Consider the following 13,795-nt stretch of genomic DNA (forward strand, 5'->3'; position numbering starts at 1 on the left):
CTCACGCCTCGCCCGAGTTGGAGCAGGAAGGCCACGCCGGGGAGACAGGGCTGTTTCTGGCCGTCAGCTCTGCTGCCATCCGGTCGTTGTGCCTCGTCAGAGCCTGTTCGGCGATCTCTTGGCGAGGGCCGGTCGGCAGGACGACGAGCGAGAGGGGGCTCAGCCGGGCTCCTCGGGCGGTCTTTGCTGGCGAGGCCGGGACCGACAGGTGCAGGAATCGGCATCCGTGCGCGGCGGCCCAGTCCACCGCCGCATAAAAGGTAAGGGTGTAATAGGCGTAAGGTGGCGCGCTGTCGGATGTTCCCCAGTACCGGCCGTAAATCCAGTCCTGATGACGGTAGAAGACTGCCGCCGCGGACAGATCGGATCCCGTGCGGGTGAGCGCCACAACAGCGTTTCGTGCGACGCCCGATGACATCTGCCCTGCCAGGGTGCGCCGCATCCACGCTGTTCCGCCAGGAGATCCGTACCGGTCCCGTGTTCTGGCTAGGAGCGGGCCGATTTTCTCGCAGATCTCCGACGACAAGGGGACCCATTCCACCGATCCGCCGGCCTCACGGAAAAGGCGCTGTTCTCGGCGCCACTGAATGCGGCTCTTGCTGCGTGCGGCGGCTTCCAGGCCCTCCATGCCGTCTGCGGGGACATCCACGATGGCGTCGGCCGCGTGAAGCACCTCCTGCGCGAGGGGATGGCAGGACGCGATTTCCCGTGCCGCGTCACGGGTGAGATAGGGCCAGACGATGCCCGATCGGCCCTGGCCCGCGGCGAGACGCCGGGCCGTCTCCAGCAGCGCTGTCAGGGTCCGGCGGCGCAGCCCCGGTTCCCGGACGCAGGTGATGGTGTTCACGGTCGAGCGTCGTGTGCCCAGCCACAGGAGGGCCTGCTCACGGGGGGCGAGCAGGCCTCGCGTCATCTCGTCGAGGCTGAACAGGCCGGCCGGCTGGGTGTTCTCCCAGGTAGGCAGGACTCCCACGAGCTGGCCGGCCGCGGTGGCGGCGAGCACGGGGGTGGCGCCGTGCGTCTGCTCCAGAGCCCTGGTCCAGGGGCGGCTGTTGTAGAAACCGGGCGGCTCCACGAGCGCGTCCCAGTCGGCTGCTCCGATGCGGGTGGCGTCGGAGCGGACGTCAACGACGGGCTGAGCGAGGTCGGTTGGTACGGGTGCGGTGGGGCGGGACCGGACGCCGGTCGGGGTGGCGCTCATGCTGCGTACCCCCGGGCGAGGTCGTCGCGGAAGCGGTCGACGGTGGCCCTGGTGACGTGCGAGACGCACACCATGTGAGCGCGGCCGCCTTCGACCGCGAGGTGCCAGCGGTCGACGACCCACTCGGCCGGCCTGTTGACGGTCACCACGATCGAGTCGGTGACCCGGTCGGCCGCTGCCCCCTCTACTTGTGCCAACTGCTCGGCGGCGTAGGCCGCGACGTCCAGGCAGGCGCCAACACGCTCGTGCAGTCCTTCGTGCCCGAGGGAGCGAAGGCGCGCCCACAGCAGCAGGACGGCCAGCCCGCTGCGTGAGCAGCCCCAGGTGCGGTCCGTGGCGCCGACGTACTCGGCGCCCGGGCGGCCCTCGCCGACGTGGTCCCGGCGGGCCAGGAAGACGCTGCACGGCACGGGCATGCCCAGGACCTTGTGCCCGGAGACGGAGATCGAGTCGGCGCCGTCCGCGAAACTCCAGCTCGGCCGGGAGGGGGCGTGGGCGGCTATGAGTCCGCCCATGGCCGCATCCACGTGCACATGAAGGGCGCCTGCGGAGGAGGCGGCCCGGCGCAGTGCGGCCACGTTGTCGTAGGCGCCGCGGAACGTCGAGCCGGTCGTGGCCAGGATGATGGCCCCCGGGCGGCGCCCACCGGACAGGCCGACTCTGCCCAGATGGCCGCGGACAGTCACCCGCAGCCGCAGTTCAGCCGGGTCCATCTCGCCGCCTGGCCGCGAGGGCACGTTGACCAGCTTCATGCGCAGCCGCTCGGCGACCTTGCGTACCGCGTAGTGCGCCTGGTCAGAGACGTACACCGGGGCGTGCGGCAGCCGCTCGCGTGCCAGCTCCAGCCCGCGCTCGATACCTTCGACCCCGCCGCCGGCGACGTAGCCGTAGATGTCGTCAGGGTCCGCGCCCGCGGTTTCCGCCAGGAAACGAACGACGGCGAGCTCGTGCTGCTTGGCTGAGACCGCGCTCGCATCGCTGCTCTCGGGGTCCCCGACGTTGTTCACCAGCACGTCAAGGACCGGAGCGAGTTCCTGATACGAGAAATCCAGGGCGCCCGGAAAGCCGATCGAGCGCGGTTGTTCACGGCCCAGCGCCTCAACCCACCGCAGCAGCCCCTTCGTATCCGTGCCCTGGTCCGCAGGCTCCCGGCCGATCGCCAGGGCCTGGTCGGCGAGGATCGGCCGGGATGCGCCGAGGTCCTTTATACGGTCCAACTCCGCCGGGGAGCATCGGCGGCGAACCGACGCTGTGGTGCGCGGTGCCGGCTGGTCCGTCGCGTGCTTGGAGGTCATGCAGTTCGCCCCGTCTGGCTCGGGGGGCCTTCTCTCGGGAAAGGCCGGCGGCCACGCTGTTCTCGCGCAGCGCACTGATCTATCCTGAGCACCGCCGACGTGCTCGAACACGCCGGTGGAAAGCCCCAGTGGTTCCTCAGATCTGCTGGTGGTGACTCTGCTGAGAGTCGTTACGCACAGGCCCTGGCAGGGGCCTGGTTTTGCGCTGGCGAGAGCGGGCGGTCCGGCGGGATGTGGCTCCAACCACTCCCTCCGGCGCCTGCCTCCCGGCACCTGTGGCTGAGGTGTGCACTCTGTTCGTGCAGTGCTGGCATTCCTGCCGTCCCCCACGTCTCCGCCCGGCCTGTTCCACGCTCGGCTGTGGCTTGCTCAACCTCAGGATGTGGGATCCGGCTGGGCTTGCATGAGCAACGCTATGCGTATGCTGACGGCACTACCATTTCGCATGTGCACAAACTTCCGGGCATGACCTGTCGACTGCGCACCTCTCACCGCGATCGAGATCATGAAGTGCCCTTCCCTCCGCGACATCCCTGCGGGACTGCACACGCGTGCGACCAGCGGCGAGAATGGGCCTCCTGACATGCGATCAGCAAATGTCCTCAACTTCCCTATTCAGCAAGATGGTTACTTTTCAGGCTCTACTGGCACCTGATTACCATGAACACTCCATCATGCAGAGCCAACGGCTACGCCCGCCTCTCCCACTGTCGCGGCGTGCCAATTCCACTCTCATGGAGACTTCACCGCTCCTTGGCTCCCCGCGCCTACGCGCAAAATCGGCCCCGTTATCGGGATGTGAATCGGTAAAGATTTTTGGCCAGTTGAGACCGGCCCGCTGGGGTCCCCCAAGAGCGGGCTGCCACCAACGGGCCGGCGCTGAGGGGCGTGTGGCGCCTGGGGTACGGGACCGCGAACGCAACATGCGTGACCTACCTCAACGCGATCCGGCGCCCGATTCACCTACCACGTTTCCGGAGATCGTTTCCTGCTGCTCGGAGCACACGCGGAGGGCCTCGCCCGACAGATCACGGAACATCGTCAGCGTGTCGCCAAGGCGGCAGAGTGAATCGTGCCCGGTAGTGCCGGAACCATGAATTGATACCGCGATCGCGCTCACGAGCAGCTGCGGGCAATACGCTCTCGCGCAGGGCTATTTCAGCGGTGTCAATCCGGCGCTCCACAGACTTCGCCAAATCTCCCCGCATTCGGAGCATCGACCGCTGGCCGCCGGTCGGTGTGCATGATCATGGGCGTTGCAGTGCTTACCGGACGGCATACCGGCAAAATCTCGCTTATTCGCGGTCAGTCCATCGATGGCCGATGTGCCGTGCCCAGGCAGGGAGATCTCGAACCGGGGAATCTTCTCGCGGGTACTTGACTCGGCCGGTCCTATCTTTGAGGTCCGAGCGGTTATGTCGGTGCCTCGGCACCGGCTGCGCCTTCGCAACCCGGTGGGCTCCGCGGGTGCTCAGCCTCTGCTGGCCGACTGCAGCAGGATGGCGGCCAGTTCGCATGGCTCGGAGTACATCGGCCAATGGCCGGTGAACATCTCGAACAGTTCCCAGCGGTCGCTCTTCAGTAGCTCCACCACCCTGGGGGGCAGTGTCAAGTGATCCAGCAGGCACTGAATGTACGTCGTCGGCAGCATGTCGAGCGGGCGGGTCAGGACGGCCGGTTCGGTGAGGGTGGTCCCCGGGTGAGGTGTGGAGCCGGCCACGATCCGGGCGATGTGCTCGTCGGTGAGCCCCTGGTGCGCAAAATCGTCAGGTTGCAGGGGGCGCCAGGAGCCGTTGTTGCTGCCGCCGAGGGTCATCAGTGCCCAGCCGGTCAGGAAGGGCTGTCCGTCGGTGGGGAGACTCGCGTCAACGAACACCACCCGGGCCAGCCTGTCGCCGATCCGTCCGGCGGCCTGGCCGACCGGGATGCCCGCGTAGCCGTGCCCCACGAGCACGACGTCGCGCAGATCGAGGCGCTCGATCTCCTCGACTATGTCCCGCACGTGTGCCTGCTGCCCGGTCGGTTCTGCACGTCGCTCCGCCAGTCCCGACAACGTCAGCGGGTGCGCGCCGTGCCCGGCCGCTCGCAAATGCACCGCCACCTCGTCCCAGGCCGACGAGCCCAGCCAGGTCCCCGGCACCAACACGAATTCGCTCATGCTTGTTCGCCTTCCTCCGTAGTTCAGACAGCTGTGCACAATTCCCGGTGTGGTTCGGTGATCTCGGGCTTCCCTGTCGTGGCGTGCAGCGAGAACTGCAGGTCACGCATGCCTGTCAGGGAGTCGAGGTCGAGCGACAGATGACTCCCTAGCGCCCTGATGTGGGTGCGGACTGTGCCCGCAGACAGGCCCAGGGCGCGCGCGGTCGGGTCGATGTGGGCGTCACAGGCGAGCCACGCCGTAGCCGTGGCGAGCAGATCGCGCCGGTCTGCCCGGGCGGGGCTCAGCAGTATGTCGGCCCAGTCACGGACCTGGGGTGCCGCGAGCAGTTCGCGCAGCGTCGGCGCTGGTGTTCCAGGCTCGGTGGCGGGCCGTGTGGAGCGTTGTCGCTGGGTGACGAGCTCCAGGGCAAGGCCGACGGCGATGCGGTGAGTGACGGTGGTCAGATCCATGTTCAGTCGCTGCGCCGCCCGCCTCACGTGGTTGGTGACGGTGTTGCGGTGCAGTTCGAGGCGCCGGGCCGCGACGTGTTTGGGGTAGGCGAGGGCGGTGGGCAGCGTCTCGCGTATTTGGTCCCACTCGGCGTCGGTGTGCATGAGCGGGCGTAGGAGTTGGTGTGCCCAGCATTGGGCGTCGTCCTGCGGGAGCAGGCTGACCAGGTTGGTGCTCTGCACGGACAGGGCGACGCCATCGGGCTGGTGAAGCGCGAACCGCTGAGCGGTTCGCGCTTCGTGAAGAGCCTCGGCGAGCCGGGAGAGGGAGTAGACGCCGCTGCCGCCAAGAGACGAGTGGCGCCGTCCGAGCGCGTGAATCAGCCGGGTGAGCTCATCCACCGCCCTGGTGTCGGCCTCCTCGCCGGGCCGGACGGGATGGATGACGAGGATCCGGCGCGGGTCGCGCGGATCGGCGACCACCAGGGCGCGGCCGGCCAGGGCGGTCTCGCAGCGGCGTACGGCGGTGTCCCGCTGGGCGGGGGTGGTGTCGATGACGAACATGCGGGCCGTGTCCGGCTCCAGGAGGCCGGGGGCAAGGTGCACCATGACCCGGCGCGCCTTGTCGACCTCGGTGTTCAGAAGGAGGTCGACGGCAGCAACGCGGGCCGCGCCGGAGGCATCGGCGGCCGCGCGGTATCCGCGGGTTGCCTGATCCACGAGGCCAAGGAGCTTCGCGGCATGACGCAGCAGCCGATTGTCTGACTCGTCGAACGGCGTACGGCGGGCGACTGCCAGGACGGTTCCGGTTCCGGAGGCGGGGGCCAGGGAGATGAGCTGAGTGTGGGGCCCGGTTGGGCCGTCGTGGCCGCCGCTGGAGACGGACTGACGGATGATCGCATGGGCGAGGTGCTCGGCGGCGGTGTCGGGCGAGGCCGCCAGGACGCGTTCGGGTTCGCTGACGAGGACTTTCACGTCGAGAGCCTGAGCGAGCCAGTCCGTGATCCGCTGGAGGGCCTTGGGGTCGGCGAGCTGGGCGGGCAACTGGTGGACCAGCTCGTCGAGTTGGGTTTCACGCTGTTCGGCGCGCACCAGCCGTTCCTTCTGGACGGCGTGATCTGCTGCCGCCCATCGCTCCGTTGACGCAGTGGTGGTCAGCAGTGGAACGGCCCATACGTCTGAATGATCACGGATCGGCTGTGGAAATGGCTGGCCGGCACCTGCGTCCGCTCTCACCACGAGTCCGGCGCACCCGGCGAGGGACATCTGCTGGAGCAGCGTCTGCATGCTGGCCGCGGTGCGGCCACGGATGGTGAGCGGGACGACACCGGTGATCAGCACCAGGGCCCCGGCCTGCAGTAGCCGGGGCGGTTTGCTCCCCAGCATCGGCGACAGTGACACCGACACCAGCGCGTTGACCCTGACGGAGTGATGGACAGCGGGCTTCCGAGGCCATACGACGGCCAGTTCGAGGTCCGGGGGCAACGAGCCAAGAGTCAGCATGCCTCTCCCCGGCCCGCCCCGGAGCCGTACGTTCTCTGCTGGACGAACACCGCGCCTGCCACCTCCCCCGGTGCCTTCGGACCGGCCGTCGCTGCCCCCTGCGACAGCACGGCGCCCGGGCAGACACTCACACGTGCTCTGCTTCCGAGCCAAAACCGACTAGTCATGTAGTTTGTTTTCACGGCACATGATTCACTGGCAGCCGCAGGAAAGCAACCACCCCGCGTGGTGCGGAGTACGGGACCGGCTGTTCCGCACTGGTGCGTCCCGCTGGCAGGATGATCGAGTGTGATGCGCTCCCCCGCGGCCGGTTCTGCCGCCCGTGGGCGCAGCTGCCCCGCGATTCATGTCGACCAGGAGGACCCGAGAGTGCCGCAGCCACGACGGCAGGCCCGCGCTGTCAAGACGCGCGACTCCCTTGTGGAGGGGGCAGCAAGCGTGTTCGCCGACAAGGGGTTCGACGCATCGATCAACGACATCGTGGAGGCTTCGGGTATCACGAAAAGCTCCTTCTACTACCACTTCGCCAACAAGATGGAGATTGCGGCAGCTGTGGTCACCGAGGGCCTCGTGCTGGACGAGCCCGACCCAGACCTGTTGCCGCGCGTGCAGGCGGTGGTAGACACCTCGATCTCGCTGGCCGTGCTGCTGCCCGAGGTGCCCGTGGTCAGGGCGGCCTCGCGGCTCGCGACCCAGCCGGACACCCCCTTCTACAGGAAGCTCTGGGAGGGCTACATTCCGTACGCCTCGGGTCTCCTGATGGAGGCTCGGGAACGGGGCGAGCTTCTGCCCTGGGTCGACCCGCGTGCGGTGGCTCGTCTGTGGGTCGGTGCATGGACGGGGGAGGACATAATGCACCGGCCGAACCCGAATGAGCTTCCGGATGCCATAGCGAACATCAACCGGACGATCGTCACCATGTGTGCCACAGCCGAGACCCAACGCGTGCTCAATCTCAGCGTCGCGCATGGGAGAGCGCTAACCGCGGAGCATCCGAAGCTCCTGATGGCGCGGGCTGTTTTCCAGGCCGAGGCCGGCTGACCGTGGCAGGAGACGCGTCCGGGGACCGCGCGGGGGCGCTCGGCCGGTCCCCGGACGCGTCATCCTAGGCGGTGTGGAAGGCGGCTTCGGTCCGCAGACGCGTGGGGATCTGGACGTACCCGTTGAGGATCCACGACGGGAGGAATTGCAGGTCGGACGGGTCTACCGCCAGTGAGCAGTGGGGAAACCTCTCGAACCAGCTCGCCACTGCCATCGCGATTTCCTGCCGGGCCAGGGACGCCCCCGGGCAGAAATGCGGTCCCGCCCCGAACGCCAGATGCGGGCTCTGCCGCCGCGTGATGTCGAAGTCGTCGGCGCTCGCGCCGTGCGCCGCCACGTCCCTGCCTGCGGCACCGAAGAAGACCAGTACCGGTTCTCCGCGAGTGAAGTCTTGCTTGCTCTCCGCGTCCGTGAAGTCGGAGACGACGAAGCGCATCGGCACGGCGCCGATGGGCCCTCGGTAGCGCAGGCTCTCTTCACACGCCTCCTCCCAGGTCGCCTCGCGGGTGAGGAGCAGGCGCAGCTGCTCGGGGTGCGTCATCAGGTTGACCAGGAGGGTGCCGATGCCGTGGACGGTCGTCTCGATGCCGGCTGCGATGAAGAGCTTGAGCTGGTCGTGCAGTTGCTGGTCCGACAGGCCCGAGTCCGCCAGGTCGACCTCGCGGATGAAGTCGGAGGTCAGATCGTCCCCCGGCACGGCACGCTTGCGCTCGATCAGTTCCTGAAGGAGTGCACCGACCGTGGCCTGGTGGCCGGCCGCCTCCGCGGCACTGGCTCCGGTGTCGAACAGCCCGCCGATGGCATTGCGGAACGCGGCGCGCCGTTGGCTCTCTATGCCCAGCAGCCGAGTGGTCACGAGAAGCGGTACCTGTGTGGCGAACGCCTCGACGGCGTCGACGGCTTCGCGACCGTCGATCCGGTCGAGGAGGCCGGCGACCACCTCTTCGATCACGGGAACCATCTCGCTGACGCGCTTTCGGGAGAGTGCCTCGGCGATGGGTGCACGAAACCGCCGGTGCTCTGGGCCGTAGCTGTTGAGGGCGTTCTCCGTCCCTACCCAGTTGTCGGTGATCGCGTCCACGTCGATGATTCCCTCGCGGTATCCCGGCCAATGCCGACGCGCGTCTCGGCTAATGAGCTTGCTCGTCAGCAGGCGCCGGGCCAGGGACTGGTCGACCACGGCTCGGACCTTCAGTCCTCCCGGCAAGGTGACCATGGGGCACACCCCCAACTGCCTGATCTCGGCCGCCTCCTGAAGCGGGTCGCGGCCCGGCCGCAGACCCACAGGGAATGGGCAGCGGCCTGCGGCGGCAGCGGCGGTCCCGGTCTGTGCACTCTCCATGCTGTTGCACTCCTTCATGTCCCCCACCCACCCGGCAGCCGAACTTGGAGCAGCTCACGTGGCACGCAGGCCCTTCGGCCCAGGAGCGTCGAGACGACGTGCTTCCAAAACTGACTAGGCATGTGGTTTTATTTGCAGCCATGATGCAACTCAACAGTCGGAAACACCACGACGTCCGACTGTGCAACCTTCGCGATCGGATGGCGTCACCGTGGCCTCGCAAGCGGGTGTGACGGGCGGGCCGGCCGATCAGCGGGGGCTGGTCTTCCAGGGCCTTCTTCGGCGATACCGTGCCGCGCGGACCTGCGAGGAACTCGGCCTGCCCCCTCGGCCGTCCCGTGGTCGCCGCGCGCCGGCCGCCGCTGGGCTGCGGCAAGGTGATGTGGATGTTGCGCTCGGTCTCGGATACGGCGTGTACCAGCGGGTTGAGAGCGGAGCCTCACGGCCGTCTCCCCAGCTCTTCGACAGCATCACTGACCTGCTGCGATTCAGCCGGCACGATGTGCGCGTCGCTCAGCTCGACCTCTTTGGGACTGAGCCCCCGCCCCCTCCCGGACCGGTGTCCGCACGCTGGCAGGGCGTGGTCGACGGCCACCGGGACATAGCCTTCGTCCTGGCCGCCAACGGCGACGTCATCGCCGGGAACTCTGCCTACGCGGTCCTGTTCCCCTCTCGGCGGCGGCCGCGGAACTGGTGGCGCTGGTCGCTGCTCGACCCGTCACGGGAGGCGACTCTGACGGAATGGCACACGGCATGGGCGCCCCGACTGCTCGCCGATTTCATGCTGGCATCCGTCCGCCACCCCCACGATCTGGTCCTGTGCTCCATCCGATCCGCCATCCAGCGGGATCCGTCGGTACGTTCGGTCTTGGCCGCGGACCAGGGCATCGACGGAACGACGCTTCCGCTGAACCATGCAGGCCGCGGCCCAGGACACGGACACCCCCTGATCGCGGCGGGCACTGCCGCAACCCTTGTCACGGTGCCCTTCGACTCTCTTCACCGTCAGGCGCCTGCTGAGCCAGTGTGAATGACAGCTGCAAGACCCGGGCAAGAGTCCGTCCTTGTTCTGCCTACGGCCCTCGGCACGCGCCCGAGGCAGACCCGCTCCCCGGTGCCAGCGGTACGCGGGCGGTCCAAGCGTGCGCCACCTGTCCGGGAGATTCGGACCGATCGCGGGCGACTTCGCGGCTCACCGGGGTCGGCCGAGCCGGTGTCCTGGCTCTCGGCGGCCGGCAGGGTCGAGCACCACGATCCGGGGCGACCATCTCGCACAGTCACACCGCTTCGTCGGCGGCTCAGCGCCTCGGAACCCGTCTCGCAACCTTGGAATCGGAAGGGAATCCAGACGGGGTCCTGAGGCTGCCAAGGAACGGTTCGGCCGGTTCACCTACGTCCAGGAAGGACATGTGCGCTTGTCCCTCGACCCGGATCGGCTCCTCCTCGCTCGTCACCCCGCGCAACGGCAGGAAGTGCAGCTCGATCCGGTTGGCATGGCCCGCCAGCCAGTCGTTCACTGCGCGGGAGCGGTAGGCGGGATGCGCGTCCACGACAAGGTGGACCTTGCGGTCGAAGTGACCGCTGAGCCGCTCCAGGAAGTCACACGCCACGGTGCCGTCGAAGGTGCCGGTGACGACCATGAAGTGGACGAGCCCCTTCGTGCCGATCGCCGCCATCGCGCTGCCCGAGAACGAGATCCCGCTGCGGTGCGTGGCCGGTGTGCGGTCGCTCTCGCCCCACCTGCGGCCGTTGGCCTGGCCGGAGCGGATGCCCACCTGGTCGGCGAGGACTACCTCGGCCGCCTCGGCCCTGGCCCGGGCACGCAGGGCGGGCCAGGCCTTCTCCCGCCAGGCTTTCAGCGCCTCGGCGTCCTGGCCGGCAGCCCTTCTGTCAGGTCGCTCAAAGGAAAGGCCCCAACGGTGCAGGTACTTGCCCGTGCCCTGATCGGTCAGCCGCTCCTGGTAGAGCACGGCGATCAGCGCCCCCACTTGGGCGCGCGTCCACAACTGCCCGGCTAGACCGAGATCGCACGGCCGGTAGTCGAGGACCGCTTGACGAAGCCTCTGCTGCTGGGCCGCGGACAGCAGCTGGTGGTCACCGGTGCGCCTGCCACGCGGACGGGCCATCAGCGTCTCACGCCCGCCCGACATCCACTTCGCCCGCCAGCCGGCCACGGTCTTGGGCGAGACCTGGAGCATCGCCGCAACGTCCTCGCGGCAGCGTCCCTCCACGAGGGCGGCCACTGCCCGCATCCGCAGGGCTTCCTGTGCCGAGGGCGACAAGTACCGCGCATCCCCCACCAGATCACTCACTTCCCCGGCAGCGAAGGAGAGGGCCTACCTGGCCGGATCGCCACCATGCGCCTCGGCCATGTCTCATGCCCCGAAGACGCATTTCAGCCCGCCGTGGTGGGCAGATACCACTGTCCGCCCACTTCTAATCGTGTTGATCATCATGCTGAGTAGATCCGTGGAATGCATTAGCGTTCCGGAACGTGACCTTTCAACTACACTCTGATCAGGGCATTTCGGTTGCCTCTGACCTTACACGAGTGATTTTCGGCGGGCAGTTCGAGCAAATCCACGAGCCCTGGCGCAAGTTGTTCGCCACCAGCGCCTTCCGTTTCCGGGAGGGGCTGTCGCCCGAGGAGCGAACCGCACTGTCGTACCAGCGTCTCCGCCTCGTCAACGACGCCCTCGCTGACGGCGGCGACCACCCGGAGCGGCTCGCCGGTGACATCGAGCGGCTCACCGCGCTGCACGAGTGGGTCGGGCCGGCCGACGCGGGACTGGGCACCATCGCCTCGATCCACTACAACCTCGTCCTGGGCAGCCTGCTCGACCACGACGGCCCGAGAGACCTGCGAGAGTTCGCCAACATGGCGCGCACGGGCACGTTCCTGTGCACAGAGGCCGCCCACGGCAACAGCGCCACCCATCTGGAAACCACCGCCACCTACGATCCGGACGGCCGAGAGTTTGTTCTACAGACACCGACCCCGGGTGCCGGGAAGTTCATGCCCAACACCAGCGCACTCGGCGGCCCGAAGTCCGGAGTCGTCGCTGCCCGCCTGATCGTCGGCGGACGGGACCAGGGCGTGTTCCTCTTTTTACTGCCCCTCAGCGATGACGCCGGGCATCCCCTGCCAGGCGTGCGAATACAGCGCCTGCCGCAGACAACCACCAGTCCCGTCGACCACTGCCTCACCGTTTTCGACAGCGTCCGCCTGCCCTACGAGGCCCTGCTCCAAGCAGACCACGGCCGTCTCTCCCCCGACGGCGAGTTCACCAGCGACGTCGGAAGCTCCCGCATACGGTTCCTGCGCTCCGTAGCCCGGGTCACCGCCGGCAAACTCTGCATGACGGCCGCCAGCCTCGGGATGGCCCGCCACGCCCTCGCAGTCGCCATCGGCTACGCGCACACTCGTCACATCCCCAGCGGGATCCCGGGCGACACCATCCCCCTCATCGCTCACCGCAGTCACCACGCCCCGCTCCTCGACGCCATCGCCACCACCTACGCCGCCACACTGCTGCACCACATCGCCGTACGGCAGTGGACGCAGGCCACCTCCAAGGAAGACCGCGAGGCCGCCGACCGGCTCGTCGCCATCGCCAAGGGATGGATCACCTGGCGCGCCCGTGACGTCATGACGACGTGCCGCGAGCGCTGCGGGTCTCATGGCCTGTTCCTGGCAAACGGAATCGCGGGCCAACTCTCCGCGAACGAAGGCACCATCACCGCAGAAGGCGACAACCTGGTGATCTGGGTCAAAGCCGCAGCGGAGATGCTCCTCAACTTCACCTCGACGGCAGACGCCCCGTCACAGGACCCCGACATCGCCAGCCCGGACGGACTCCAGGACCTGCTCGCCGACATCGAGCGCGTCTGGCACCACGAAGCACGCACCCGTCTGCGGAGCCGAAAGCGCGGCAACCGTGTCGCCCGGTGGAACCGGGCAGTTCTGCCCGCCCTCGAACTTGTCGACGCCCACGCGCGGCGCCTCGCCGCAGAGGCCCTGCTGAATGCCGCGAACCAGGCGTCCAACCCCTCCACCAGGCGCCTTCTGCTTGCCGTCCACAGGCTCTTCGCACTACGCCACATCAGCAACCACAGCGGCACCCTCCTCGCCCAAGGACACCTCACGGCCCAGCAAGTCAGGCAACTCCCCGAAGCGATCGATGACATCCTCGACGAGCTCGCACCCGATGCCCTGACACTCGCCGACGGCTTCGCCGTCTCCGAGGAAGTCCTCCTCAACCACCCCATCAGCGCTCTGAGCAATGGTGTTGTACCGGCCTGAGGGCAGCGGACCCACGAGGAGACGCTGTCACTGTCCGTATCGCAGCACGGGCACACTCTCACCAGGGACACGGCACCGCCTCATCGCGTCCTGAGGATGCTGAACGTCGGGCTGGGCGATCCGCTCCCGGGTGACCAGGCGGTTCGCCCTGCACAACACCTCGCGCCGCGCGGGACTACCGAGGCCTGGACCGGCGGTCGACCCCGACGTATGGGTCAGCGTCGGCACTTGCCGTTGCTGGCTTCCAGCAGCGCACGACGGACGTTCCGCCAGCTTCCCTTGCCGAAGAGCCGCCAGGTCTCGGCGTAACCCTTCAGCTTCGCCACACGCGTGAGCCAGAACATCGCGTTCGGCGACGAGCCTGGCGATGATCGGGGTCTCCTCAACCATGAACGATGGCTTCCTTCTGGTGCAGTGCGGGGCTCTGCACTCGCGAGGGGTTGTTGCGTGACGTACAGCGCAGCTGCCGTCGCATCTAGTACTTGCCCGGCAGTCAACCCGTGGCCGCTCTTTCCCCGCCG

9 protein-coding genes and 1 pseudogene are annotated in these 13,795 nt (G+C 68.0%); 4 read left to right on the forward strand and 6 right to left on the reverse strand.

All coding sequences use genetic code 11. The features are described from left to right. Window position 1 precedes the first annotated feature (1 nt). From OG241_RS07950 to OG241_RS07965, 4 genes are all read right to left on the reverse strand, one after another. Window positions 2-1,201: a GNAT family N-acetyltransferase gene (locus OG241_RS07950; RefSeq protein ID WP_405814529.1), complete on the reverse strand. Its 1,200-nt coding sequence runs from the start codon at window positions 1,199-1,201 to the stop codon at window positions 2-4. After that, window positions 1,198-2,496, reverse strand: a complete 1,299-nt coding sequence (locus OG241_RS07955; protein ID WP_405814530.1) for a pyridoxal-dependent decarboxylase — start codon at window positions 2,494-2,496, stop codon at window positions 1,198-1,200. Before OG241_RS07955 ends, OG241_RS07950 begins: the two co-directional genes overlap by 4 nt. Window positions 2,497-3,967: 1,471 nt before the next feature. After that, a complete protein-coding gene (locus OG241_RS07960) occupies window positions 3,968-4,654 on the reverse strand; it encodes an alpha/beta hydrolase (RefSeq protein ID WP_319094566.1) in 687 nt (228 codons plus the stop codon). 23 nt (window positions 4,655-4,677) lie between these two features. Continuing rightward, the gene (locus tag OG241_RS07965; protein WP_319094567.1) at window positions 4,678-6,588 is read right to left on the reverse strand and encodes a helix-turn-helix domain-containing protein; all 1,911 of its coding nucleotides are present in this window, start codon (window positions 6,586-6,588) and stop codon (window positions 4,678-4,680) included. Window positions 6,589-6,879: 291 nt separating this feature from the next. Here OG241_RS07965 and OG241_RS07970 point away from each other — a divergent pair, with 291 nt between their 5' ends. After that, window positions 6,880-7,629 carry a TetR/AcrR family transcriptional regulator gene (locus OG241_RS07970; protein WP_319094606.1) on the forward strand — a complete coding sequence of 250 codons (750 nt, stop codon included), beginning with the start codon at window positions 6,880-6,882 and terminating at the stop codon, window positions 7,627-7,629. Window positions 7,630-7,693: 64 nt separating this feature from the next. On the opposite strand, the gene OG241_RS07975 is transcribed toward OG241_RS07970, so the two are convergent. Beyond that, a complete protein-coding gene (locus OG241_RS07975) occupies window positions 7,694-8,971 on the reverse strand; it encodes a cytochrome P450 (RefSeq protein ID WP_319094568.1) in 1,278 nt (425 codons plus the stop codon). Between the two features lie 229 nt (window positions 8,972-9,200). Here OG241_RS07975 and OG241_RS07980 point away from each other — a divergent pair. Both OG241_RS07980 and OG241_RS07985 read left to right on the forward strand, forming a co-directional pair. Next, window positions 9,201-9,467: pseudogene (locus tag OG241_RS07980) on the forward strand (helix-turn-helix domain-containing protein); the annotation flags it as partial. A gap of 63 nt (window positions 9,468-9,530) precedes the next feature. Further along, window positions 9,531-10,001: a hypothetical protein gene (locus OG241_RS07985; RefSeq protein WP_319094569.1), complete on the forward strand. Its 471-nt coding sequence runs from the start codon at window positions 9,531-9,533 to the stop codon at window positions 9,999-10,001. A 268-nt stretch (window positions 10,002-10,269) separates the two neighbouring features. Here OG241_RS07985 and OG241_RS07990 read toward each other — a convergent pair whose 3' ends face one another. After that, a complete protein-coding gene (locus OG241_RS07990; protein ID WP_319094570.1) occupies window positions 10,270-11,223 on the reverse strand; it encodes an IS630 family transposase in 954 nt (317 codons plus the stop codon). A gap of 299 nt (window positions 11,224-11,522) precedes the next feature. Between OG241_RS07990 and OG241_RS07995 the strand changes: the two genes are divergently transcribed. Further along, window positions 11,523-13,274 carry an acyl-CoA dehydrogenase gene (locus OG241_RS07995; RefSeq protein WP_405814532.1) on the forward strand — a complete coding sequence of 584 codons (1,752 nt, stop codon included), beginning with the start codon at window positions 11,523-11,525 and terminating at the stop codon, window positions 13,272-13,274. Window positions 13,275-13,795: the final 521 nt, after the last annotated feature.

The sequence above is a fragment of the Streptomyces sp. NBC_01390 genome (assembly GCF_045040105.1).
Classification (GTDB): Bacteria; Actinomycetota; Actinomycetes; order Streptomycetales; family Streptomycetaceae; genus Streptomyces.